Source organism: Limnobacter sp. SAORIC-580 (assembly GCF_013004065.1).
GTDB lineage: Bacteria > Pseudomonadota > Gammaproteobacteria > Burkholderiales > Burkholderiaceae_B > Limnobacter > Limnobacter profundi.
This window is the reverse complement of sequence record NZ_CP053084.1, coordinates 719,405-744,183: the sequence shown is the minus strand read 5'-3', so window position 1 is coordinate 744,183 and position 24,779 is coordinate 719,405. Positions and strand designations below refer to the sequence as shown.

The window sequence follows — 24,779 nt, the reverse complement described above, 5'->3', positions numbered from 1 at the left end:
TGCTCGATTTGAGCGACCTCAGCCCGGAAATGCTGCCAGCAATTCAGCACGCAGCGCCAACATCCATTTGGGCTTTGAATCAAGCACCCACTGCTGGCGGGGCGACAGCGACACCCCCGGTTTGGCTGCAGCCCACACGGGCGCAGGAAAGTGTTTGTCGTCTGTAAAACGGGGAATGACGTGCCAGTGCAAATGCGGCACCACATTACCCAGCGTTGCAATATTTGCCTTGTCGGCTTTGAAAACACGAAGCACGAACTGCTCGAGCAACACCACCGCGTCCATGCAAAGCATTCGATCTTCACGGCTTAAATCGGAAAACTCACGCACATGGTCGTTCCACACCAAGCGAAGAAAGCCGGGGTAATCTGCGTCGACCGCCTCAATCACCCTGAATTTGCTGCAATTGAAAACCCAATCACCGCCCGGTGTGGCACACAGGGGGCAATTGGGATGTTGAGCACCTTCATCAACGATATTTTCAGCCGACTTGTTCAGCGTCATACCAAAATACGCTCGATACCGCCATCGTTGGCTTCTTTCACGTAGTTCTGGAGCCATTCCTTGCCCAGTACATTCTTGGCAATTTCAACCACAATATAATCGGCATCGACATTGGCGTCGTCGCTGTAGCGGCTCAAACCTTGCAGGCACGAGGGGCAGCTGGTCAGAATTTTCACGTCCGCCTGAGGCGCTTTCTCGCGCAGCTTGTCAGCCCCCTTGCGCATTTCCTCTTCCTTGCGGAATCGAACCTGCGTGGCCACATCGGGACGTGACACACCGAAGGTGCCTGACTCGCCACAGCAACGGTCATTTTTCGTGATGTTTTGACCTTGCAATTCGCTGTTCATTAACTGGTTCACGACCTTCAGCGGATCATAGGTTTTCATGGGCGTGTGGCAAGGGTCGTGGTACATGTATTGCGTACCCGTCACGTTGTCCAGCTTCACGCCTTTTTCCATCAGGAATTCATGAATGTCGATGATGCGGCAGCCCGGGAAGATTTTCTCGAATTCATAACCCTGCAACTGGTCGTAACACGTGCCACAACTGACCACCACGGTTTTGATATCGAGGTAGTTCAGTGTATTGGCCACGCGGTGGAACAGCACACGGTTATCGGTAATCATTTTCTCGGCTTTGTCGTACTGCCCAGCCCCGCGCTGCGGGTAGCCGCAACACAGGTAACCGGGTGGCAACACGGTTTGCACGCCTACATTCCACAACATGGCTTGCGTGGCCAAACCCACTTGGCTATACAAGCGCTCCGAGCCGCAACCAGGGAAGTAGAACACCGCTTCGGTGTCAGCCTGTGTGGTTTTCGGGTTGCGAATAACCGGTACGTAATCGCTGTTCTCGATGTCAAGCAGCGCACGTGCCGTTTTCTTGGGCAAACCACCGGGCATGGGTTTGTTGATGAAGTGAATCACCTGCTCACGAATCGGTGCCTTGCCGACGGTAGCTGGTGGCTTGGCAGTTTGCTTGTTCAACATGCCCAGCGATTTGGCCACCTTGTATGCGCCGCGTTGCAGCTTGTAACCAATACCGGTCATGCCCACACGCATGGCCTTGATGGTGGCCGGGTCTTTCGCATTCAGGAAAGTCATGGCCAAGGCTGTGCCCGGGTTAAAGCTTTTCTTGTCCATCTTGCGCAACAAGGCGCGCATGTTCATGGACACATCGCCAAAGTCAATGTCGACCGGGCAAGGCGTCAAGCACTTGTGGCACACGGTGCAGTGGTCAGCCACATCTTCAAATTCTTCCCAATGCTTGATAGACACACCACGGCGGGTTTGCTCTTCATACAGGAAGGCCTCAACCAACAATGAGGTGGCCAAGATTTTATTGCGTGGGCTGTACAACAAGTTGGCGCGCGGCACATGGGTAGAACACACAGGCTTGCACTTGCCGCAACGCAGACAGTCTTTCACTGAAGTGGCAATGGAGCCAATGTCGCTTTGGCTCATGATCAGGCTTTCATGGCCCATCAGGTTAAAGCTGGGCGTGTAAGCGTTGGTCAAATCGCCGCCTGGCAGCAACTTGCCCTTGTTGAATCGACCTTCCGGGTCGATGCGCTGCTTGTAGTCCTGGAAAGGCTGCAACTCTTCCTTCGTCAGGTATTGGTATTTGGTAATACCAATGCCATGTTCGCCGGAAATAACACCATCGAGATTGCGGGCAATTTGCATGATTCGGTCCACAGTGTGTTCCGCTTCATGCAGCATTTCATAGTCGTCAGAATTCACCGGAATGTTGGTGTGCACATTGCCATCCCCAGCGTGCATGTGCAGTGCTACGAACAGGCGGCCACGCAACACTTGCTTGTGAATGGCCTTGCATTCTTCCATCACAGGGACAAACACACCACCCTCGAAAATGCGATTCAGGTTGTGGCGCAGCTCGGTTTTCCAGCTGACACGGATGGTGCGGTCTTGCAGCACATCAAACACCGTGGCCTCGGGCTGTTCAGCCAGGCGCTTTTCAAGTGCAGCATCCAGGTGCCCCAAGCCAATGGTTTTCATCACCGGGTTGGCTTGTGCCAAAGGCATGTTCATATTGCCCAGCAACCAGCTCCAGCGCTCGTGTACCGATTCAAGCAATTCAACAGCGCGACCCACACGATCACCAACCAAGTCTTCAACAGACAACTTGGTTGAATCGACTTCGTCGGTCTTGCCCAAGGTGAGCGGCTTCTCAAAGAACGAGCGCAATGCCGCAACCAGCTTCAGCTTGTTGCGAATTGACAGTTCAATGTTGATGCGTTCAATTTCGTCGGTGTATTCACCCATGCGCGGCAAGGGGATGACCACGTCTTCGTTGATCTTGAAGGCATTGGTGTGGCGCGCAATGGCCGCTGTGCGTGCGCGGTCGAGCCAGAACTTCTTGCGGGCTTCAGGGCTGACTGCCACAAAACCTTCACCAGCGCGACCGTTGGACAAGCGGACCACTTCAGAGGCCGCTTGGGCCACTGCGTTTTCATCGTCGCCCACGATGTCACCAAACAAGACCATTTTCGGGAAGGCACCACGCTTGGATTTGGGGCTGTATTTCACCGCACGCAAATAGCGCTCGTCGAGATGCTCAAGGCCCGCCAGAATGGCGCCCATGGCTTTGCCTTCACCGTCGAGGTAATTTTTGATTTCAACAATCGAGGGCACTGCATCGCGGGCTTGACCGTAAAACTCCAGACACACCGTGCGGGTGTGCTTGGGCATGCGGTGCAAAATCCATTTGGCGGATGTAATCAGCCCGTCGCAACCTTCTTTCTGAATGCCAGGCAAACCGGCCAGAAACTTGTCGGTGACGTCTTTGCCCAACCCCACTTTGCGGAATCGCGCTCCCTCAACAGTCAAACGTTCGGTCTTCAGAATTTTGGCGTTCGGGGCCTGGCGACCATCGGACCACACCAGGTCGAACTCGGCGTAAGGTGCGTCGTGAATTTTGCCCAGGTTGTGGTTCACGCGGGTCACTTCAAGCCAGTCACCCTGCGGGTCAACCATTCTCCACCAGGCCAGGTTGTCTAGCGCGGTGCCCCACAACACGGCTTTCTTGCCGCCCGCATTCATGGCGATATTGCCGCCGATACAGCTGGCCTCAGCCGACGTAGGGTCTACTGCAAACACACGGCCTGCATGTTCTGCCGCCTCGGACACACGCTTGGTAACCACGCCTGCGCCAGAGAATACGGTGGCGTATTCTTCGCTTAAGCCGGGCAGCACTTCCATTTTTACCTGGCCGAGTTCCTCCAGCTTTTCGGTATTGATAATGGCTGACATGGCCGTGAGTGGCACTGCGCCACCGGTGTAACCCGTGCCGCCCCCACGTGGAATGATGGTGAGCCCCAAATCGATACAGGCTTTCACCAAACCGGGAATTTCAGATTCTCGATCGGGGGTGAGCACCACGAAGGGGTATTCAACGCGCCAGTCGGTTGCATCGGTTACATGTGAAACACGGGACAAACCATCGTATTTGATGTTGTCTTTTGCGGTGTGCTCACCCAGTGCTTTGCGGGCATGACCCCGCAAAATTGCCATGGCTTCCAGCTCGCGCTGAAACTCGAACACGGCCTTTTCAGCCACGGTCAACAATTCGCGTACCTTGGCGCTGCGGTCCTCAGAGTCGGTTTCTACAGCAGCGTCTTTCACCTCAACCCGGCGGGCATCAATTTCACTCAAGCGGTGAAACAAAGCCTCGATCAGCGCGGTCAGGCGCTTGGGGTTGTCCAGCAAGTCGTCTTGCAAATAAGGATTGCGGCGAACCACCCAAATATCGCCCAATACTTCGAACAACATGCGGGCGGATCGGCCGGTTTTTCTTTCCTGGCGAAGCTCTTGAAGAATGTTCCAGGCCGACTCACCCAGCAGGCGGATCACGATTTCACGGTCCGAAAACGAGGTGTAGTTGTATGGAATTTCCCGCAGCCGCGCGGTTTCGCCGGCTGAGGGTTTCAATGTATTCAATTCGACGGGTGCGTTCATGTAAAACCTTTTGACTGCTTAGCTTGTCATGGTACCAAAAACAGGGCACATGCGCCTAGAGTGGCGACTCCTCAACTTCCGTTCAAAACCCTTACACGACAAGGGTTTTGACAGCTTTTGACTGCGGCTTTTTTACATTCGTTTGGGCGCAGAAACACCCAACACTGCCAAGCCATTGGCCAACACAGTAGCCACAGCCACCAGCAAGGCCACACGGGCGGTTTTAAGGGCTATGTCGTCGATACGGACGCGCTCGGCATTGTAAAAAGTATGAAACGCACCAGCCAGTTCACGCAGGTAAAACGCGATGTGGTGTGGCGCCAACTCTTCAGCTGCCTTGGACAAAATGTCCGGGTAAGAAACCAACGTTCTGAGCAAAGCCAGCTCGGAAGGTGCGCCCAACAGGCTCAAATCTGCATTGTTCAAGCCTGTCAGGTCGATTTCAGCCTGATCCAGAATGGAATGAATGCGGGCGTGCGCATACTGGACGTAATACACCGGGTTTTCATCGGACTGGGCCAGGGCCAAATCCACATCAAACACGAATTCAGTGTCCGCCTTGCGGCTGACCAGGAAGAAGCGTACAGCGTCACGGCCTTTGGTCAAGGCTTCAGGCTGGCTTAGCATGGGCTGGCTTTCATCCACACCGCCCGACCAGCAAATCAGGTCGCGCACAGTCACGTAACTGCCGGCACGCTTGGAAATTTTGACTTCCTGCCCGCCTTTCATCACCGTGACCATTTTGTGCAACACATAATCGGGGTAACCCTGCGGAATGCCAACATTGCAGGCCTGTAAACCCGCCCGAACACGCGCAATGGTGCCGTGGTGGTCGGTGCCCTGAATGTTGATGACCTTGCCAAAGCCACGCTTGAATTTCTGGATGTGATAGGCCACATCGGGCACAAAGTAGGTGTAACCACCTTCAGATTTGCGCATGACGCGGTCTTTGTCATCGCCGTAATCGGTTGAGCGCAGCCAAAGGGCTCCGCCCTCCTCAAAAGTTTTACCAGACGCAACCATGAGGGCAACGGCCTGCTCGACCTTGCCCTCGGAATACAGGGAGCTTTCCAGGTAAAACTGATCAAAATTGACACCAAAGGCTTTTAAATCAAGATCTTGCTCTGCACGCAAGTAAGCCACAGCGAAAGCACGAATGGATTCAAAGTCGTTCACGTTGCCACTGCCTTTGACGGGTTCACCGTCGGCGGCCTTCACTTCTTTGCCAGCCAGAAAGTCGGCTGCGATGTCGGCAATGTAATCGCCGTTGTAGGCACTTTCGGGCCATTCAGTGTCACCTGGCTTAAGCCCTTTGGCGCGGGCCTGAACGGACGTGGCCAAAGTTTGAATTTGCACGCCTGCGTCGTTGTAATAAAACTCTTTGTGAACTTTCCAGCCCTGGGTTTGCATGACAGCAGCCATTGCATCGCCCAGCGCAGCTTGCCGACCATGCCCCACATGCAAGGGCCCCGTGGGGTTGGCCGACACGAACTCGATCAAGACAGTGTCGCCCGATCGGGCTTGAGACTTTCCAAACTCAGCGCCTTGCTCCAGCACTTGCGCCACCACCGCAACACGGGCCTTTTGGCTTAAACGAATGTTGATAAAGCCCGGGCCTGCAATTTCAACGGCATCGACCAAATTCGCGCAGTCGGCATTGGCTTTGACATGGTCGGCAAGCAGCTGGGCCAGCTCACGGGGGTTGCGCCGGGCAGGCTTGGCCAATTGCATGGCCAGGTTACAGGCCACATCGCCATGACTGGCATCTTTGGGTTTTTCCAGCGTAACCACACCCTCAAAAGGCTGGTTCAGGGCAGCGGCAGCGGCCGCTTCAAATGCGGCGATCAGCGTATTTCGTTGTTGGGCAAGCATGGGGACAGTTCAGGCAGGTTTGAGCTAAGCCCCTGATTGTACCAAGTATTCCCTGTCTAGAACCTGGCTGCGCTTCTGACAGCCTCAATGTCTTGCGGCAAGGTCATGGCGAGTTCGTTGCGGGCCAGCGCCAATCGGGAATGATTGATAGCCGCTTCAGAGACGGGTTGATACTTAAGCGCTGAGAGGCTTTCAAACGCTTTTTGCAAGCGAATCGCCACCTCGACCGCACCCGCGCCATCCCGGGCAATGCCAGTAAATGCGTCGTCAAACATATCCCGCTCGTCCAAACCCGGCACCATGATTCGATCGTATTGCACCTCTGGGGCTTTGTCCTGCTGACCACCTGCCCACTGATGAAACAAACGAACCAAAGTTCCGATGACATCAATTGCGGTGCCAGGATCATTGACCGCAGGAGATAGCGCGCGACTGGCAATTTCACACAACACCACCAAACCGAACCTAGGATCCTGATCAAAAGTGCGCGTGTCAGACAACACAAAACACTCGGCAATGGCCTGCAAACATTCTTCAGCCAAGTCCTCAGCCTGCGAGGGCTGCTCTACCGTGGCGATCGCGCGGTTGGGAGTACAAAAGGTACCAGGCAATGATTGAACATGAACCTTCAGATCAAATTTTTCAGCCAGTGATTGTAATTTGACCATGTCAATTCGCTGCAGGTAAGCGATTGAGGAACGAACCACAGGTACCCCATTCGCTACCTTTCCATCGCTTTTTTGCCCGCCCAGATAAGGCATACCGAGACGCTGCCCGAAGGCGTTCGATGTGGCAGCTTCAACTTTGTCGATTGTATTGCCCAAACGCCCTAGCCTGGCAATGCTGTCCACCCACCGGATGAACGCAAGAATCACGATTGCAAACACCAAAATCGTCAGCACAAACAGGGCAAAGACCCCCGCCTTTTCATAGAAATCATTTTTCAGCGCAATCAGGGCCACCACGCTGAAAATGAATACCCCGATAAACGTAGACAAGGCATTTTGTGAGGTGTCATCAGCAACCACTAGCGGAAACGACCTGGGTGTTGCCGAGCTGCTGGCGGAGGCATAAGCGGACACCATTGAGCCCACGGAAAACATGGCAATCACTAACATAGTCGAGGCCACCAACTCCAACAGGGTTTCCACAGACTCCTTGCTAACGGTGGGTAACCAGTCGCCCACGCCAGGTCGATCAGCCAAGGTTGCCAGAAAGGCAGCCACAATCGACAGCAAACACATTACCAAAGGCTTGACCCAGAGCTTTTCGCGAATTCTGTTCAGGTAAAACAACCAGTTTTCATTCATGGCGATAGCCCCTTTAACGGATTGACTTATTTCTTTTTGGCGACCCAGGCAAAATGCCTTTGCAAGGCCTCATCGGCCAGCAGTGTTTCGGCGCTTGAAAATTGCTTGGCCAATTGCATTTCATCGTACAAATCGTGAATGCCGTCATGACAAAGTCTGCAAATATTGACACCCCGGTTCAAAGTTTCCCTGTCAAACTTTTTTCGATAGAAAGCACGTCGATGTAATTTTTTGGGAATGAGGTGATGAAAGGTTAGCGCAGTAAAACGCCCACAACACAAACACTGACCGCTTTTTAACCGGGACGAAGGCATGGTGCAACAAATGGGCTAAAGGTGTTTTTTCACCAAATCACGCATGTAAAGGGCTTTTTCTGTGCCGTCCTCTTCCAGCCCCTGCACCACAGTGACCCTGTTTTTGGACGGCTGGTTCTGGCTGACTTTCCATTTGCCAACCATGCTCTCGATTTGGACTTCAAAACCCACAATGGCCTGCTTGATTTGATTCAGAAATTCTGCGGGTGCGTCATTCACTGACCAAGGCGTGTTTCGGCTGCTTTCCTGTTGCGCGGTCAAGTCTTCCAGTTGCTGGTGTAACCACTCGGCGTCATCCACTACGCGCATTTGACCTTTCACATGCACCACCGCGTAATTCCAAGTGGGAACGACTTTCTCGGTTTCTTTTTTGGTGGCATACCAGGAGGGTGTGATGTAATGCTCAGCACCTTGAAACACCAACAAGGTTTGCGCAGACACCGCCAAATCAGCCAGCATTGGGTTGGCCCTGGCCACATGGCCGCGCAACACTATTGTCGCATCCGCATTTTCCGCCACGACCATGGGTATATGGTTGGCGTTCAGCCCTGAGGTTGACAGCGTAATGACTGTGGCCAAGGGGTGAGCCTTGATCAAACTCAACAACACCGGAATTGAGGTTTCCTCAAACTGCTTGGGCAAATACATGGGCTTACTTCACGATTTGAATTTGGGCTGGATCGACGACAACAATTCGGGTTTGATCGCCGAATTGCTCAACAATCCCCGACACCACAATATTTTTACCAAAAAAGAATTTTGGCAAGTCGTGAATACCTTGATAGGAATACCAGGCGGCCACGCGACCATCGACAACGACTGTCAAGTTGGCTGGATCACGAAAACTGGTGTGTGAATTCAGGTCGACTTCATCGCGATCGGTGCGCAGTTTGCTGGAACGCACTTTCATTTGAACCTGTACTTCCTGATTCAAACGGGCATGTGCTTTCTCGACTGTGATAGGTACGGCCTGAACCAGACCAGGATTGAGCACACCAGCAAACCCAATCAGCATGCACACGGCAACCCACATGCGACGCATGTTTTTCCTCCAAGGAGTTTGAGCTTTCAGTGTATATCAGCCTACAGCCAAAGCACACGGGCAATCATGTAGCTGCCCAGTAGCAGCAAGCCCAGAAAAAACACGGTTTTGAAAGTCTCTGCGCTCAACAGGGCTCGGCATTTTTGCCCCGCCAGCACCCCGGCCATGGTGGGTATCAGGCACAAAGTAGATTCCCAGGCTGCAGCCAATTCAAACCGACCCTTGAGGTACAGGCCCACGGCGAGCGCAAAAGTGCCCACGGTGAATACCAAACCCAAAGCCTGCAACAACTCGTCTTTGTTCATGCCTAAGGAATTCATGTACGGTGCGGAAGGCACCGATGAAACGCCGGTTGCACCTGCCAAAAAACCGGTAAGCCCACCCACCAGGGGCGAAGCCCAGCGTTCCTGGCTTGCGTTCACATGCATGTTGAACTTGAACAGACCCAACACGGCGTACACAAACAACACCAGACCCAAAGCCAAGGTAGCGTACGCAGGCGTGCTACCGGTTAATACGCCCACACCGAATGCAGCGCCAATGCAAACCATGACAAGTAAACCGGCGAAACGGCGCGCGGCAATCAAGAAGCCTGGGCCGATCAGCATTTGCCACGCATTGCTGACCATGGAGGGAACAACAATGAGCGCGGCCGCCTGCACTGGTGCAACCACCACCGCCATCAAACCAATTGCGATTGGGGGCAGGCCCATGCCTGTGACGCCTTTGACGAAACCTGCTACCAAAAATGCCAAGCCGACGATCAGGGTGTAGTCGTTAATTTCCAGAGTCATTTCCTCAAAAGGGTTCGGGTGAAGAATTGCCGCCCTCTCCCAAAGCACGTTGCATGATGAGCGTGCCCACCCAACGATTGAATTTGTAACCAACATTCGGCATGCGCCCAACTTCCAGAAAGCCCAGTTTTTGATGCAACTCGGCCGAACCTGCTGTGCCTCCCTGGGTGATCACCGCCACCATTTGCCGCCAGGGACCTTGCTCGCACCGGCGAATGACCTCACCAAGCAAAGCCGCACCCAGGCCCATGCCTTTGTGGTTTGGTGACAAATACACTGAATCTTCAACGGTGTAGCGGTAAGCGGGCCTGGGCCTGTAAGTGGCTGCATAGGCGTAACCAACAAGCTCATGACGGATTTGTGCAACCAGATAAGGCAAACCAGACTCGAGTATGGCTTGCCGTCGGGAACACATTTCCTCCAGTGTCGGAGGCACCAGCTCAAACGTGGCCAGCTCATGAAGCACGTAATGCGCATACAAAGCCTGCACAGCAGGCATGTCGGCCAGGGTGGCATCCCGAATCTGAAAAGCTGGACGTGTGGCGAATTGCATGGCCGGTTAAACCCACTTCACCACGGCAGGCGCGCTGTACGTTTTGAAAGCTTCGAGCAGCGAGAATGCACAGGTATTTGCCATCAACATATTGCGGTGCTGGGGCCGAATGAATGCCTCCTGGTGAGCATGATCCAGAAAGGCGAGCAGGCCGTCGTAGTAGCCATTTACATTCAACACACCCACGGGTTTGTGGTGAAAACTGAGTTGCGCCCAGGTCAGGATTTCAAAGAGTTCTTCGAAAGTTCCCAAACCACCGGGTAATGCGACAAAGCCATCGGAGCGCTCGGCCATCAGGGCTTTGCGCTCGTGCATGTTGCGGGTCACGATCAACTCGGCCAAGGCAGGGTGCGCCAGTTCTTTGGTCACCAGCGATTCAGGAATGATGCCAGTGACATTGCCGCCCAAAGCCAATACCTCTTCGGCCACCACACCCATCAAGCCCAAATTAGATCCGCCGTAAACCAAGCCGAAATTGTTGTCGACCAATGCACGGGCCAAGGCCTTGGCACCTTCGGTGTATTCGACCCGGTTGCCCGCACTGGAGCCACAGTACACACAAATATTTTTCATGACAGCTTCAAGCCCAATACACCCAACACAATCAGCACCACGCTGCCAATGCGCAGTGCATTGACAGGCTCGTTGAACAAGACAATACCCATGAGCACCGTACCAGCCGCACCGATACCGACCCAAACGCTGTACGCGGTGCCCACCGGCAGGGTTTTCATGGCCAACCCCAACAGCCCGAAGCTGATTGCGGCGGCAATCAAGGTGATGGCAGAGGGAAGCAGACGGGTGAAGCCGTCGGTGTACTTCAGGCCAATGGCCCATACGATTTCAAAGAGACCCGCTACAAACAAAATTAACCAGGACATGACAACTCCCATCAAGCAAATGGGGCCGTCCCCGATCGAAGGTTGAGCGGTGAGGTCGTCCTCACTTCAAGAATCAAAAGTATCTGGAATGTAATTCACTGACCCAAGCCTGTCGCGCTTCCGAGGCCACTTGGGCCACCTGTTCGCTTGGCTGGGAATTGGTAATTTTATCACCAACAAAAGTTTTGTAATGCCCCTGTTCCAATTCCGCCACAGCCTTTTCGACAAAAACATGCACTGGCCCTTCCCCACTGAGCTGGGCCACAAGCTGGTTAATCTGCCGCAAACGGGCTGGCTTTCTGTAGAGATCGACCTGATTGAAAAACCTGCCAAAACTACTGGAATCGGTCGTGCACTGCGCCAGGAAATCAAGGCACTGACGCGTGACGATCGCCAAATCTTCGGTGTTGCGCGGCAAACGCCATGACTTGGCCAAGGCCTTGATCTGTGCAACATCCAGGAAAAATCCAAGGCAATAAACCCAGCGCGCCTCAGCGGCGGAAAGACCGTTCAGACGATCGTATTCTGGCTTGTCAAAACCAGAAAACGGCACAGGGCAGCTCGGTGCCAACTCACCCCAGGCATTGAGCTTGCTGATCAATTTGATCATTCGGGAAGGCTTCACCTCGCCCATGCCTTTGTTCAACTCGGCGTATATACGCTCGGCCACAAGGTGTTTTAACTCGCCGCTTGCCCGCAATTCCCGGCACAAGTCCATGGTTTCCTCGGCCACTGAAAAATCGAGAAAACGTGCCAGAAAGCGCGCCAGGCGAAGCACACGCAGCGGGTCTTCAGAAAAAGCAGGGCTAACATGGCGCATGCATTTGTTTTGAAGGTCGGTGAACCCCTGAAATGGGTCGATTAAATCACCTTTCGCATTCATGGCCATGGCATTCACGGTGAAATCACGCCGAGCCAAGTCTTCTTCGAGGGTAACCGAGGGGTCTGCGTGAAAAGTAAAGCCTTTGTAGCCGTGTCCGCTTTTGCGCTCTGTGCGGGCCAGGGCATATTCTTCGTGGGTGCGCGGGTGCAAAAACACGGGGAAGTCTGAGCCCACCGGAGTAAAACCAGCAGCCAGCATATTGTCCACGGTCGCACCGACTACCACCCAGTCCCTATCGCTGCTGGTGCGACCCATCAGCGCATCGCGAACTGCACCACCCACCACATACACTTTGGCACGGGCGGGCAATCGTTCAATGGCGGAATCGAGTTGAAAACCTTGCAGTTCAGGGTGGCGGGCCATGGGCAACACGAGAATGAATGTTGCCCAAGATTACCACCGAATTATGCGGCTTGGCTTGCAGGCAAACGCGTGCGGTTGTGCTCACGGGTGAAGTCGATGGCTGGGCCAGCGGGCACAACCCGTGTGGGGTTGATCATGTCGTGGCTGTAGTAGTAATGGCGTTTGATGTGATAAATATCAACGGTTTCTGCCACGCCAGGCCACTGATACAACTCGCGCACATAGTTGGAAATGTTTGGAAAGTCTTCAAGCCTTTGGCGATTGCACTTGAAATGGCCGTGGTATACCGCATCAAACCTGATCAAGGTGGTAAACAAGCGCCAATCCGCTTCTGTAATTCTTGGCCCCACCAAATAGCGGTTGTTCTCCAGGATTTTTTCGACAGAATCTAGCGCCATGAACACGGCGTTGTAGGCTTCTTCGTAAGCGCCCTGCTCAGTGGCAAAGCCAGCCCGGTATACACCGTTGTTGATGTTGTCATACACCAGGCCATTGACCCGATCGATCATGGCACGCAGGTTTTCAGGGTAGTAATCATCGTGATTGCCAGTGATTTCATTGAACGCTGAATTGAACATGCGAATAATTTCAGACGATTCATTGCTGACAATCTGATTGGTTTTTTTACACCACAACACGGGCACGGTGACCCGCCCGGAGTAGTCGCTTTTGTTGCGCGTGTAAATTTGGTGCATGAATTCGCTGTTGAAAAGCATGTCGCCGGTGCTGCCTGCATCCGTGTTGAATGTCCAGCCATTGCTGAGCATGTCAGGGCTGACCACCGACACATCGATGTGCTGCTCCAGATTCTTCAACTTGCGAAAAACAAGCGTGCGATGCGCCCATGGGCAAGCCAACGACACATACAAATGATAGCGGCCACTTTCTGCCTTGAATCCACCTACACCGCTTGGCCCGGCGCTGCCATCGGCAGTCACCCAGTTGCGCAACTTGGCGCTTTCCCGCTGAAATTTGCCACCGCTTGAACTGGTGTCGTACCACTTGTCTTGCCACTGACCATCGACCAACAAACCCATGCGATTACTCCTTGAACTGCAACAACAAGCCTTCACCTTAACAAAGCAAAGGCTTACAGTTGTTCAAGATTCTTGAAGGTGTCGGCCACTTTTTGCCGAAGGGCCTGACGTTGGGCTTCATCCAGTCGGGCAATGTTTTTGGCCATGAGGCCAGTGCGCGGGTTGGCGGACAGCATTTTTTCATGCTGGTCAAGAAACCCCCAATACAGCGTGGTGAATGGGCAGGCCTTGTCACCAGTTTTCTCAGCTGGGTTGTATTTGCAACCGGCGCAGTAGTTGCTCATGCGTTTGATGTAAGCACCCGATGCAATGTAGGGTTTGCTGGTAAAGCGCCCGCCATTTGCAAACAAGGCCATGCCGGCCACATTGGGCAGCTCAACCCATTCCACCGCATCCACATACACCGCCAAAAACCAGTCTTCTACCTGCTGTGGAACGAGGCCTGCGAGCAGGGCGAAATTGCCGATCACCATGAGGCGTTGAATGTGATGCGCATAACCATAATCCAGCGTTTGACCGATGGAGTCTTTCAGACAGTTCATGTGGGTATTGCCGGTCCAAAACCATTTGGGCAAATCAAGTTTGGCTTGCAAATGATTGTCTTCGCGCATCTTCGGCATGTCGAGCCAATACACCCCGCGCATGAATTCACGCCAGCCCAGAATTTGGCGAATAAACCCTTCTGCACTGGCTACATCCACCTTGCCCGCGCGGTACGCGGCTTCGGCTTTTTCAATCACCTCGAGCGGATGGAGCAAATGCAGATTGATTGCGCTCGAAACCAATGAATGCCAACCGAACGGCGTGTTAGTCCACATGGCGTCCTGATAGGTGCCAAAGTTGACGAATCGGTTTTCAATGAAGGCATCGAGTGCCTTCAAAGCCTGTTGACGCGTAACTGGCCACGCGAAATTTTTCAATGTGCCCGGGTGACCGGGAAAATTCGCTTCAACCTCGGCAAACACCGTTTGTGTTATTTCATCGGGTTCAAAAAATGCAGGGGGCGTAATGTCTCCAGGACCAGCCTTGGGAAAGGCACTGCGATTGTCAGCATCAAAATTCCATTTACCGCCAGCAGGTTCAGCACCCTCCATCAACACACCGGTGCGCTTGCGCATTTCGCGATAAAAATACTCCATGCGCATCTGTTTGTAACCACTGGCCCACTTTGCGAATTCAGCACGGCTGCACAAATAATGCGAGTCCTCGAGCATGCGAAGCTTGATGTTTTCTGATTTGGCGAGCGTTAGAAAGTCTTGCTCCAAGCGCCATTCGCCGGGCTCGGCCATGTCGATGCTGGTGTACCCGTGCTGTTTGCACAGGTTTGCCACTTCCGTGGCCAAGCTGTGTTGGCCCGTATCGCCCAAACTGCGGTAATGCACGGTGTAACCGGCATTGCGCAACTCTTGAGCAAAATGGCGCATTGCACTGAGAAACAAAGCAATTCGAACCTTATGAACCCACACCACGGTGGACTCGACAGGTGACTCCACCATGAGCACATCGGCTAATTTCGGGGGGTTGGCCAGAAGTGCGGGGTTATTCAGGTCGAGTTGATCGCCCAACACAACCACGGCTTTGGTTTTGCTGCTCATGCTATTTACTGCCTGCTTATTTGCTGCCCGCTCTGGGCGCCGCCTTGCGGCAGGCCTCTGAGCAATATTTTACGTCATCCCAATTCTTGGCCCAACTTTTGCGCCAGGTCATTTCCTTCCCGCACACGGTGCAAAGCTTGCTGGGCAAATAAGATTTATTGCCTTTGAAAGACCGCTTATCCGGCACGGAAATTAATTCTGATTGAATTTGTTGCGCAGTCGCCAGTCTGCAATTGATTCACTGATGGACTCCAGGCTGGACAACAACACGAAATCTTCAGAAGGCTTTTTGCGCAATGCTGTAGAAGAGCCACCACACCAAATTTCAACCATCGGAGGCAATTTTTCACGCAACTCGGCCACTGCTTCCAGCACTGCGGGCGAACTTTGAATAACAGAGAATGACAGGGCCACAATATTGATGTTCTGCGCGCGCGAGGCCAACACAATGTCGTAAATCGGGGTTTGAGTGCCCAAAGAAATACACTGTGCGCCCTCCATGGAAAAAATGCACTCAGCCATCAGCAATCCCAAACCATGTAATTCGTTGGGCAGTGTGGTCAGCAACACGCGCGGGCCTTTGCGTGTGGACGGAATGGTGTTTAAGGCATTGCGCAACACCACCTGAATGGTTTCGGTGTAGATGTGCTCTTCAAAAATTTCAAAATAACCACGCGCCCAGGCATCGCCCACCATTGCGTTCATGGGTGCAACCACCTCTACCACGAAACGATGCAGCCCCATCGTCAGCGCAAGGCGCGACATGGTTTGGCGGAATTCTTCGGCATCGTGCCGCTTGATCAGTTCCATGTAACTGTTCAGCTCGTCCAGGCTGTCAGGCGCCACATTCATGCGCGACCCAGCGCTGCTGACCTCGGCCAGTTTCACCAGCTCGTCAATGCTCAAACCAATGATTTTTCCCGGACGATGCCCGCCATCGAGAAGACGCTTGATGACTCGCAGTTTTTCAACTTGATCAATGGAATAAATACGCTCGCCGAATGAATCCCTACCGGGTTGTGGAAAGTTGTAGCGTTTTTCCCAGACACGCAAAGTGTCTTTGGGCAAGCCGGTGTCCCGCTCGACTGCTGCAATAGAAAATGAGGGTTGACTTAGATCTGCACGCTCATTCATACCTGAACCTGACCACGGTGAAACTTCAACATCTTTGTTTTGTCCTAGACAAATTGACTTGCCACACTGAACGAATAATAATGGAACTCAAAGCCTGATTGCCAATCAAATTAGCATATTGGCTGAGATTTAACCACACATATAGAGACATTCAAGTGAATAAAGTGCATTGTAAAGACAAGCGTCTGTCTAGTCCAGTCCGGGAAAACCTTGGGACCAAGGCGCCAGTACAGACCCATGCACAAACCAAGCAAGTATTTCGCCGTGCACTCGATGCACATCCAATCACAAAGTAGTAACTATTATTGGAGCGCTTCATCATGAATGCACCGGACGGACTTTTTTTACCTGACGAACAATCACGCGCAGACAAGCGCAACATCGCCATCCAACGCGTGGGGGTGCGCGCAATTAAACACCCGATCATTGTGGAAACACTGGAAGGCCCACAACCTTCAGTGGCCACCATCGACATGTCGGTGTTCCTGCCCGGCGATGTGAAAGGAACGCACATGTCGCGTTTCCTTGAAATTCTTCAAACCCAGGAAAGTGCATTGACGCCTGCGGGCATGAAACAAATGATGCGCGACATGCTTCAACGCCTGGATTCGAATGCGGGAACCATCACGATGAAGTTTCCTTACTTCGTGCGCAAAGTTGCACCCGTATCGGGTGTAGCCAGCCTGCTGGACTATGAAGTGACTTTGGAAGCCGACAACAATGGTGCAAGCACAGATGTGTTTATGACGGTGGTGGTGCCCGTGACCAGCCTGTGCCCCTGCTCCAAGAAAATTTCCGAGTATGGTGCGCACAACCAGCGCAGCCACATTACGATTCGAGCACTGGTGGCAGACGGCATCACCGTGGAAGAACTGATCCGCATGGCGGAAGAATCGGCCTCGTGTGAATTGTGGGGCTTGCTGAAGCGCCCTGACGAAAAATATGTGACAGAGCGCGCCTACGACAATCCCAAGTTTGTTGAAGACCTGGTACGTGATGTTGCCATTCGCCTGAGGGCCAGCAAGAAAGTTTTGGCTTACCGCATTGAAAGCGAAAACTTTGAATCGATCCACAACCATTCTGCCGTGGCCTGGATTGAAGAAGACAAACGCAAACAAAATTAATCCGTAAGCTGGTTCTGGCTCAAAAAGCCAGAACCAATTTCACTTACTGCAGTAAATAAAAGGTTAGGATGCTAGTGAATACCCTTGCTTTTTTTAACCCTGAGTACACATGATCAAGAATTCAAAAGAATTACTGCCCAAAGTTGCCATTGTGGGTGGCGGAATTTCCGGCCTGACCGCTGCCTATGCACTGCGCGGCCATGCCCACACCACCCTGTTCGAGGCCAATGATTACATTGGGGGCCACACCAACACGGTGGACATCGAAGTGGAAGGCAAGCAGGTGGCGGTGGACACCGGCTTTCTGGTGTACAACGAGCGCACCTACCCCAACCTGATTCGCCTGTTCGACGAACTTTCGGTAGAAACCGTGGAATCGGATATGTCCTTTTCAGTGTGTTTGCCTGAATTGAATATTGAATGGGCAGGCACAAACCTGAACACGGTGTTTGCGCAACGCCGCAATTTGTTACGCCCACGTTTTATTCGCATGCTGCTGGATATTTTGCGCTTTAACAAAGAGGCCACCGCCATGGTGGCCGATGCGGGGCGTGCGGCACTTTTCCAAAGCAAGGCGAAAATGCATTTGGGCGACTACCTGGTCGAGGAAAAATACAGCGCAGAATTCAGAGACTGGTATTTGATCCCGATGGCCGCCGCAATTTGGTCTTGCCCCAGCGAACAAATGCTTGCCTTCCCTTTGGCCACATTCATTCAGTTTTGCCACAACCACGGATTGTTGCAGGTGAACGACAGGCCCAAGTGGTTCACCGTTAAGAACGGCGCGCGCAATTACGTGCAAAAAATATTGCCTTTTGTCGACGAGGTGCACCAGAGCACCCCTGTGCTGGAAGTAAATTCCACAGGTACAAAACCCACCCTAAAAACAAAATTGGGCGAGCAGGAATTTGATTATGTGATTTTGGCCTGCCACAGTGATGAAGCGTTGGGAATGCTCAAAGGCAACGAAGCCCAGAAACACCAGTTGCAACACATCAAGTACCAAGCCAACGTGGCGTACCTGCACACCGATGTAAAACTGATGCCCAAAACCCGCAGCACATGGTCATCCTGGAATTATTTGAGTGATGTGCTGAATCCTCAACCCAGCGTATCGGTTACCTACTGGAGCAATCTGCTTCAACCACTGCCAGTGAAAACGCCAATTTTCGTGACACTGAACCCGATTATTCAGCCCGACCCAAAGCAGGTGTTCAGGGAAATTCATTATTCGCACCCCGTTTTTGATGTGCCAGCGGTTCAGGCCCAACAAGCATTGGCCGAACTTCAGGGCTTGAACAATGTCTACCTGGCAGGTGCGTGGATGAAATATGGTTTTCACGAAGATGGACATACGTCTGGCTTGAATGCCGCGCGGGCGGTGATCGACAAGTTGACGAAAACCACACAAAAGGCGGCTTGATGGCGCGAGGGCGTTTTCAACTCAATGAAGTGAAACTGGCTTGGGGCATGGTGAAACATCACCGGGCACTTCCCAAAGCAAACGGTTTTACCACGGGCGCCTGCTTTGTTCGTCTTGTTTTCTCGACTCAATCCGATTCAAAACCCACACATGCTTACCCGGTAATTGACGGCAAGGGTTTGGTGTCGGTGTCGGCACACAATTACGGGTTCGAGGCGCACACGCTGAAGTTTCCCGAGTTTGTTTGTAATTTGGTGCGCAAGGTTGAATTGGAAACAGGCTTGGCACTTCAAGGCCCTGTGCATTTGCACACCTTCCCCAAGGTGCTGGGCTACGTATTCAACCCGGTCAGTTTTTGGTATTTCCACGATGAGGCGCAACAGTGCCGTGCCGTGATGTGCGAGGTGAACAATACCTTTGGTGAACGACACTTCTATTTGCTAACGGCCCCGGAAAGCAAGGCCCCATTGAACAAAGGCATGCTGCTGCATGCCAGGAAAGAATTTCATGTGTCACCTTTTTTCCCGGTGTCGGGTCGTTATGAGTTCCGGTTTGTCAGCAGTGCAGACCACTCACTGGCGCGCATTAACTATTTTGAAGAACAAGTTCAACAGCTCAGCACCAGCGTGAGCGGAGAACTGATGCATCCAAGCACCCTGCTTTGGGGTAAAACCTTATTGAAATACGGTTGGTTTACATTGGCCGTGATCGCAAAAATTCATTGGCAAGCGGTGAAACTTCTGCTGAAAGGCGCAAAGTTTCACGGCAAGCCAGCACCACCCCGTCAAACAATTACGCAGACTGAACTCGAAGCATGACTCAAGCCATTACTTTTTCCCAGTTCCAACTGCCCAGCCACGCACCCTCGTCGGCACAGTGGACCCTGAAATTGCTGACCAAACTGAAAAAAGGCCGCCTGGAGATTGTGACTCCAGAAGGCGTACACCTGTTGTTTGGTGGCGAAGAAGACCAGCCCAGCGCGAAAATCAAGCTGAACTCGTGGGCTGTGTGCCAGCGAGCCTTGAAGGCAGGCGATATTGGTTTTGCTGAAGCCTACATTGCGGGTGAATGGGAAACGCACGACATAGCCTCCATTCTTGGCGTGTTTCTGGAAAACCGCAAAGCAGTAGAAACCGTTATTTATGGCAGTTTTCTGGGCAGCATTGCCTACAAAATCAAACACCTGCTAAACCGCAACACCAAAGCACAGGCCAAGAAAAACATTCATGCCCATTACGATTTGGGCAATCCGTTTTACCAGTTGTGGCTAGACCCCACAATGACCTACTCCAGTGCACTGTTTGACGGTGACACCAGCTTGAGTTTGGAACAGGCCCAACACGCCAAATACCAAGCCATGCTCAACTACCTGAGCCCCAAGGCTGGTGAGCAAGTTCTGGAAATTGGATGCGGATGGGGTGGTTTTGCAGAAAAAGCATGTGCCGCAGGTGCAAACCTGGTGGGCCTGACCTTGTCAACGGAGCAACTGGCCTACGCCAAGACGCGCTTGGCCAAACAGGGTTTTGCAGAACAAGCCGACTTCCGCCTGCAAGATTACCGGGATTGCCGTGGCCAGTTTGACCACATTGCATCGATTGAAATGTTTGAAGCTGTGGGCGAAGAATACTGGCCAGCGTATTTTCAGTCGGTGAACCGCCTTCTGAAGACGGGCGGCAAAGCGGCCATTCAAACCATCGTGATTCAAGACGAATTGTTTGACCGTTACCGCAAAGGCACCGATTTTATTCAGCAATATATTTTCCCGGGCGGCATGTTGCCCTCGCCCGCCAAGTTCAGAGCCATGGCAGAAAAGCATGGTTTGCGTGTGGTGTCGGAAAAAGCCTTTGGAAAAGACTATGCTGAAACATTGCGCCGGTGGCGAGTGCAATTCATGAAAACACTGGAACAGGTGAAAAACCAGGGCTTTGATGATCCGTTCATTCGTACCTGGGAGTTTTACCTGGCTTACTGTGAAGCCGGCTTTGAATATGAAAGCACCGATGTCATTCAGTTTTATCTCGAGAAAGTGGAGAATCAATGAAGTTGTTTCCGGTTCAGTTCATTCAACGCGCATTGTTGTGTCTGGTCCTGCTGGGCACTGCACCCTTCGCGCTGGCCAACAGCAACTTGAATGCCCCGCCCAAACAGGTCACGCAAACCATTGAGAATGCAAAGCTGATGGGCTACGGTACACTGCGCTGGTTCGGTTTGCGGGTGTATGACGGGCAATTGTGGTCGAACGCCGACCCCGAAGGATTTAACTACAAACGTGACCCCTCTTGGCTTGAACTGAAATACGCCCGCGATTTTGAAGGCAGCGACATTGCCGAGCGCAGCATTGATGAAATGGAAGAAATTGGCGCTGGTACTGAGGTGCAACGCCAAGGTTGGCTGGTAAAGCTGAATGAGATTTTTCCGGATGTGAAAAAAGGCCACACCTTGAGTGCCCTTTTTACACCGGGCAAGGGAGTTCAATTTTTCCGCAACGGTTTGCCACTGGCCAAAGTGGACGACCCGGAACTTGCCGAGGCTTTCATGGGTATTTGGTTGGACCCAAAAACTTCTGCGCCTGAAATGCGCCGCGAATTGATTGGCTTGAAGCGCTGATACGGCCTCGCCGACATGAACCAACTGCCCCGCACCAGCGCCAAAGATCTGCTGAACTACGGCCTTCTGGGCTGGGCCCTGGGCGCGGTGGCCGTGCCCATCTACATTCAGGTGCCCTACCTGTACTCCCGCATTTACGAAGTACCGTCCGCTTGGGTGGGTATCATCCTGCTGTTGTCGCGCCTGCTCGATGCAGTGCTTGACCCTGCCATCGGCTTGTGGGTTGACCGACGCAGCGGACAGGGAAACCGCTACGCCCTGCCCTTGCTCCTGGCTGTACCTTTGTTGTTGCTGGGCATGGCAGGTGTGTTTTTCCCGGTGGGCAATACACCCACTGAATATGCAGCCAGCCTGATGGTAAGCTTGATCGTGGTGCACCTTGGCTACAGCTTCGCCAGCATTGCTTACCAGGCCTGGGGGGCTGAACTTGGGCACACCGACAAGGAACGCTCAACCTATGTGGCAGTGCGTGAAGGCGTGGGTATTCTGGGTGTGGTGTTTGCCGTGTCGCTGGCACTTGAAACGAATGCGGGACTGATATTCACAGTATTCGCGGTAATGCTGGTGTTGGGCATGTTTTTATTGCTTAAGTTTTCACCCAAACCCGACCGAACAGCACAACAAGCCGCGAGCCCGTTTGCTGAAACTTTCAACAACGCGCAGGCCAGCGCGGCCGCTGCGATTCGCAAAGGCTTTGCCGACATTGTGCAACCCTTGCGTCGAAAAAACTTTCGCAAGTTAATGGGTGTGTTTCTGTGCAACGGTCTGGCCGCTGCACTGCCTGCCACACTGGTGCCTTTTTACATGCGCGATCGCCTTGGCTTGGGCGATTCGGATCAATGGGTGCTGGCTGTGTACTTTTTAGTGGGTGCTGCATCCACAGTATTCTGGGTATGGCTGGCCAGTAAAATTGGCCTGGCGCGCTCATGGTTATTGGGCATGGTGTTGTCCATACCTGCCTTCATCATTGTGGTTGTGCTGGGTGAAGGTGACTTGGCAGGCTATCTGTTTGTATGCGTAGTCACCGGCTTTGCCTTGGGCGCCGATTTGTCACTACCCGCAGCCCTGGTGGCCCGCCTGATTGAAGAAAACGGTGAACGTGGCAAAACTGAAGGCACTTACTTTGGACTCTGGAACTGGATCAACAAATTCAACCTGGCATTGGCACCCAGCTTTGCGCTGGGCACCTTGCAGTGGTTCAGCTATTCAGCCGACATGGCAAAAACCGAGTCTTACCAAAACATGGGCTTGCTGCAACAACTGGCCAACGACCCACTACTGTGGGTTTATGCCTTGGTGCCCTGCGCCTTGAAGTTGCTGGCCATTGTGCTATTGGGCCGCAGTGGCCTGGCCAGCCTGAACCGAACAACAAGCAACACCGCAATTGGGAGTACAGCATGACTATCGCAAAGCAATGGGTAAAACAATGGGCACGCAAACTGCAACTGGCTTTCCTAGCCCTGGCAGGTGCGTTGGTTTTAACCGCTTGCGCAAGCCCGCAACCCGCAGACTATGCACAGGAAAAACCGGTGCTCGACTTAAAAGAATATTTCAATGGCACCATTGATGCATGGGGTGTGTTTCAAGACCGCTCGGGTAAAGTGGTGAAGCGTTTCACCGTGGTCATGAAGTGCACCTGGGATGGCAACACCGGCGTGCTGGATGAAGACTTTACTTACTCCGATGGCACCACCCAAAAACGGGTGTGGACATTGAAAAAAGACGGCAACAAGTACACCGGCACCGCCGGCGATGTGCTGGGGCAAGCCAATGGCGAAACTTCAGGCAATGCATTTCAATGGAAATACACCATGCTGCTGCCAGTCGACGGCACCACCTATGAAGTGCAGTTCGATGACTGGATGTACCAGATGGATGACAAGGTGATGCTTAACCGTGCCACCATGAGCAAATTCGGAATTGAATTGGGCGAGGTGCTATTGAGCTTTCGCAAACGAGATTAAGAAGGAACCCGCATGAGCTTTAACCCGAAACTGACCCAGTGGCAAAACAAGCGGGTGTGGCTGGTGGGCGCTTCTACCGGCATTGGTGAGGCCTTGGCCCGCCAGTTGGACCAACTCGGCTGCAAACAAATGTTGTCGGCGCGCAGTGCGGACAAACTGACCACACTGGCCGGAGAATTGCAGCATGCCACTGCCCTGCCCCTGGACATTACCCAACAAGCTGCTGTGAAAACGGCTTTCGACAACGTTATGGCCGCTTGGGGTGGCGTTGATTTGATTGTGTTGATGGCAGGCACTTATTCCGAGATGTCAGTTGCTGAGTTCGACATTGAAAAAGTAAAACAACAAATTGATGTGAACCTCAACGGCACCATGTATGTGCTGGCCAATGCGCTACCCAAGCTACTTGAACAAAAGTCGGGGCACCTGGCCATCGTCTCGAGTGTGGCGGGTTATCGGGGATTGCCAAATTCACTGGCCTACGGCCCCACCAAAGCTGCATTGATCAACCTGGCTGAGGCCTTGCATGTGGAGTTACAGCCCCACCACGTGGGCGTCAGCGTGGTGAACCCGGGCTTTGTAGACACACCGCTGACCCGCAAAAACACGTTTCCCATGCCATTTCTGATTACTGCTGAAAAAGCTGCACAGGAAATTATTACCGGTCTAGAAAAGGGCGAGTTCGAAATCCATTTCCCCAAGGCATTCACCCGCACCTTGCGCACACTGCGCATACTGCCGTATTCACTGTACTTTGCTGCAGTGCGTAAAATTACTGCGAACAAAAACAAGGCGGAACTGGGCCATGAGCAAAGCAAATAACACCGCCAACAAAACAGGTGGCTTGGCCCCGCTGGATCGCCAGCAATTGTCTGAACCCCTGCGCAGACTAATCGATTTTTTTGAGCACCTGACCGAGCAAACCGTGGCTGACATGCCCAGGTTTTATGCGGGTGACGCTTATTTCAAAGACCCGTTCAACGAAGTGAACCGGGTAGAGGACATCGCCCGTATTTTTGGCGAGATGTTTCATCAGGTTAATAACCCGCGCTTTGTGGTGCACACTGCATTTCAATCGGGGCAACAAGTGTTTATGGCTTGGGACTTCCTGTTCGAGATGAAGCGTTTCAAGGTGGGACAAGTGCAGTGCATCAAAGGGTCGTCGCACCTGCAGTTGAACCAAAACGGCCTTGTGCAGTCACACAGAGACTATTGGGACACGGCTGAGGAGCTGTACGAGAAGATCCCGATGCTGGGGGGACTGATGCGCTGGTTGAAAAAACAGGCAGGCTAAAAGCAGGAATCAGACCTGTTTCGGCGTACACATGTGCACATAAATGCCCCGTGTCACCAAATCTTCATGCGCTTCATGACATGTCTTGTTAAAATCACAAAGTCAAAT

The 24,779-nt window shown here is 52.8% G+C and carries 25 protein-coding genes; 9 read left to right on the top strand and 16 right to left on the bottom strand.

Going from position 1 to position 24,779, the window contains the following annotated elements; all coding sequences use genetic code 11:
• Window positions 1-18: 18 nt before the first annotated feature.
• From HKT17_RS03490 to HKT17_RS03420, 16 genes are all read right to left on the bottom strand, one after another.
• Window positions 19-504: an HIT family protein gene (locus tag HKT17_RS03490; RefSeq protein ID WP_171097880.1), complete on the bottom strand. Its 486-nt coding sequence runs from the start codon at window positions 502-504 to the stop codon at window positions 19-21.
• Window positions 501-4,481, bottom strand: coding sequence for a DUF3683 domain-containing protein (locus tag HKT17_RS03485; RefSeq protein ID WP_171097879.1), 3,981 nt, complete (start codon window positions 4,479-4,481; stop codon window positions 501-503). Before HKT17_RS03485 ends, HKT17_RS03490 begins: the two co-directional genes overlap by 4 nt.
• A 132-nt stretch (window positions 4,482-4,613) precedes the next feature.
• Window positions 4,614-6,353 (bottom strand): arginine--tRNA ligase, encoded by a 1,740-nt coding sequence (gene argS, locus HKT17_RS03480; RefSeq protein WP_171097877.1) that lies wholly within the window; start codon window positions 6,351-6,353, stop codon window positions 4,614-4,616.
• A gap of 56 nt (window positions 6,354-6,409) precedes the next feature.
• Window positions 6,410-7,663, bottom strand: coding sequence for a DUF2254 domain-containing protein (locus HKT17_RS03475; protein ID WP_171097875.1), 1,254 nt, complete (start codon window positions 7,661-7,663; stop codon window positions 6,410-6,412).
• A gap of 26 nt (window positions 7,664-7,689) precedes the next feature.
• Complete coding sequence (locus tag HKT17_RS15485) at window positions 7,690-7,977, bottom strand: hypothetical protein (protein ID WP_205882563.1); 288 nt, start codon at window positions 7,975-7,977, stop codon at window positions 7,690-7,692.
• Window positions 7,978-7,992: 15 nt separating this feature from the next.
• On the bottom strand, window positions 7,993-8,625 hold the full coding sequence (locus HKT17_RS03470) for an FMN-binding negative transcriptional regulator (RefSeq protein WP_171097872.1): 633 nt from the start codon (window positions 8,623-8,625) through the stop codon (window positions 7,993-7,995).
• Between the two features lie 4 nt (window positions 8,626-8,629).
• Window positions 8,630-9,019 carry a hypothetical protein gene (locus HKT17_RS03465; protein ID WP_171097870.1) on the bottom strand — a complete coding sequence of 130 codons (390 nt, stop codon included), beginning with the start codon at window positions 9,017-9,019 and terminating at the stop codon, window positions 8,630-8,632.
• 41 nt (window positions 9,020-9,060) lie between these two features.
• Window positions 9,061-9,813: a sulfite exporter TauE/SafE family protein gene (locus tag HKT17_RS03460; RefSeq protein WP_171097868.1), complete on the bottom strand. Its 753-nt coding sequence runs from the start codon at window positions 9,811-9,813 to the stop codon at window positions 9,061-9,063.
• Between the two features lie 4 nt (window positions 9,814-9,817).
• Window positions 9,818-10,366: a GNAT family N-acetyltransferase gene (locus tag HKT17_RS03455; protein ID WP_171097866.1), complete on the bottom strand. Its 549-nt coding sequence runs from the start codon at window positions 10,364-10,366 to the stop codon at window positions 9,818-9,820.
• A 6-nt stretch (window positions 10,367-10,372) separates the two neighbouring features.
• On the bottom strand, window positions 10,373-10,939 hold the full coding sequence (locus HKT17_RS03450) for an LOG family protein (RefSeq protein WP_171097864.1): 567 nt from the start codon (window positions 10,937-10,939) through the stop codon (window positions 10,373-10,375).
• Window positions 10,936-11,247 (bottom strand): quaternary ammonium compound efflux SMR transporter SugE, encoded by a 312-nt coding sequence (gene sugE, locus HKT17_RS03445; RefSeq protein ID WP_171097862.1) that lies wholly within the window; start codon window positions 11,245-11,247, stop codon window positions 10,936-10,938. The genes HKT17_RS03450 and sugE overlap by 4 nt, the downstream gene beginning before the upstream one ends.
• A gap of 73 nt (window positions 11,248-11,320) precedes the next feature.
• Window positions 11,321-12,493 (bottom strand): tRNA nucleotidyltransferase/poly(A) polymerase-related protein, encoded by a 1,173-nt coding sequence (locus tag HKT17_RS03440; RefSeq protein ID WP_171097859.1) that lies wholly within the window; start codon window positions 12,491-12,493, stop codon window positions 11,321-11,323.
• 41 nt (window positions 12,494-12,534) lie between these two features.
• The gene (locus tag HKT17_RS03435) at window positions 12,535-13,530 is read right to left on the bottom strand and encodes a glutathione S-transferase family protein (protein ID WP_171097857.1); all 996 of its coding nucleotides are present in this window, start codon (window positions 13,528-13,530) and stop codon (window positions 12,535-12,537) included.
• Between the two features lie 53 nt (window positions 13,531-13,583).
• Window positions 13,584-15,125 carry a cryptochrome/photolyase family protein gene (locus HKT17_RS03430; protein WP_171097856.1) on the bottom strand — a complete coding sequence of 514 codons (1,542 nt, stop codon included), beginning with the start codon at window positions 15,123-15,125 and terminating at the stop codon, window positions 13,584-13,586.
• Between the two features lie 16 nt (window positions 15,126-15,141).
• Window positions 15,142-15,312: a DUF2256 domain-containing protein gene (locus HKT17_RS03425; RefSeq protein ID WP_008250280.1), complete on the bottom strand. Its 171-nt coding sequence runs from the start codon at window positions 15,310-15,312 to the stop codon at window positions 15,142-15,144.
• Between the two features lie 5 nt (window positions 15,313-15,317).
• The gene (locus tag HKT17_RS03420; RefSeq protein WP_008250278.1) at window positions 15,318-16,259 is read right to left on the bottom strand and encodes a MerR family transcriptional regulator; all 942 of its coding nucleotides are present in this window, start codon (window positions 16,257-16,259) and stop codon (window positions 15,318-15,320) included.
• A gap of 320 nt (window positions 16,260-16,579) precedes the next feature.
• On the opposite strand from HKT17_RS03420, the gene folE2 reads away from it, so the two are divergent.
• The 9 genes from folE2 to HKT17_RS03375 all read left to right on the top strand — a co-directional run bounded on the left by folE2 (window position 16,580) and on the right by HKT17_RS03375 (window position 24,671).
• The gene (gene folE2, locus HKT17_RS03415; RefSeq protein WP_171097853.1) at window positions 16,580-17,383 is read left to right on the top strand and encodes a GTP cyclohydrolase FolE2; all 804 of its coding nucleotides are present in this window, start codon (window positions 16,580-16,582) and stop codon (window positions 17,381-17,383) included.
• A 109-nt stretch (window positions 17,384-17,492) separates the two neighbouring features.
• Window positions 17,493-18,806 carry an NAD(P)/FAD-dependent oxidoreductase gene (locus HKT17_RS03410; RefSeq protein WP_171097851.1) on the top strand — a complete coding sequence of 438 codons (1,314 nt, stop codon included), beginning with the start codon at window positions 17,493-17,495 and terminating at the stop codon, window positions 18,804-18,806.
• Window positions 18,806-19,624 carry a DUF1365 domain-containing protein gene (locus tag HKT17_RS03405; RefSeq protein WP_171097849.1) on the top strand — a complete coding sequence of 273 codons (819 nt, stop codon included), beginning with the start codon at window positions 18,806-18,808 and terminating at the stop codon, window positions 19,622-19,624. Before HKT17_RS03410 ends, HKT17_RS03405 begins: the two co-directional genes overlap by 1 nt.
• Window positions 19,621-20,847 (top strand): SAM-dependent methyltransferase, encoded by a 1,227-nt coding sequence (locus HKT17_RS03400; protein WP_171097847.1) that lies wholly within the window; start codon window positions 19,621-19,623, stop codon window positions 20,845-20,847. Before HKT17_RS03405 ends, HKT17_RS03400 begins: the two co-directional genes overlap by 4 nt.
• A complete protein-coding gene (locus HKT17_RS03395) occupies window positions 20,844-21,413 on the top strand; it encodes a chalcone isomerase family protein (protein WP_171097845.1) in 570 nt (189 codons plus the stop codon). The genes HKT17_RS03400 and HKT17_RS03395 overlap by 4 nt, the downstream gene beginning before the upstream one ends.
• 15 nt (window positions 21,414-21,428) lie before the next feature.
• Window positions 21,429-22,814, top strand: a complete 1,386-nt coding sequence (locus HKT17_RS03390) for an MFS transporter (protein ID WP_171097843.1) — start codon at window positions 21,429-21,431, stop codon at window positions 22,812-22,814.
• Window positions 22,811-23,377 (top strand): DUF3833 domain-containing protein, encoded by a 567-nt coding sequence (locus HKT17_RS03385; protein WP_171097841.1) that lies wholly within the window; start codon window positions 22,811-22,813, stop codon window positions 23,375-23,377. Before HKT17_RS03390 ends, HKT17_RS03385 begins: the two co-directional genes overlap by 4 nt.
• 12 nt (window positions 23,378-23,389) lie before the next feature.
• Window positions 23,390-24,199 (top strand): SDR family NAD(P)-dependent oxidoreductase, encoded by an 810-nt coding sequence (locus HKT17_RS03380; RefSeq protein WP_171097839.1) that lies wholly within the window; start codon window positions 23,390-23,392, stop codon window positions 24,197-24,199.
• A complete protein-coding gene (locus tag HKT17_RS03375; protein WP_171097837.1) occupies window positions 24,183-24,671 on the top strand; it encodes a nuclear transport factor 2 family protein in 489 nt (162 codons plus the stop codon). Before HKT17_RS03380 ends, HKT17_RS03375 begins: the two co-directional genes overlap by 17 nt.
• Window positions 24,672-24,779: the final 108 nt, after the last annotated feature.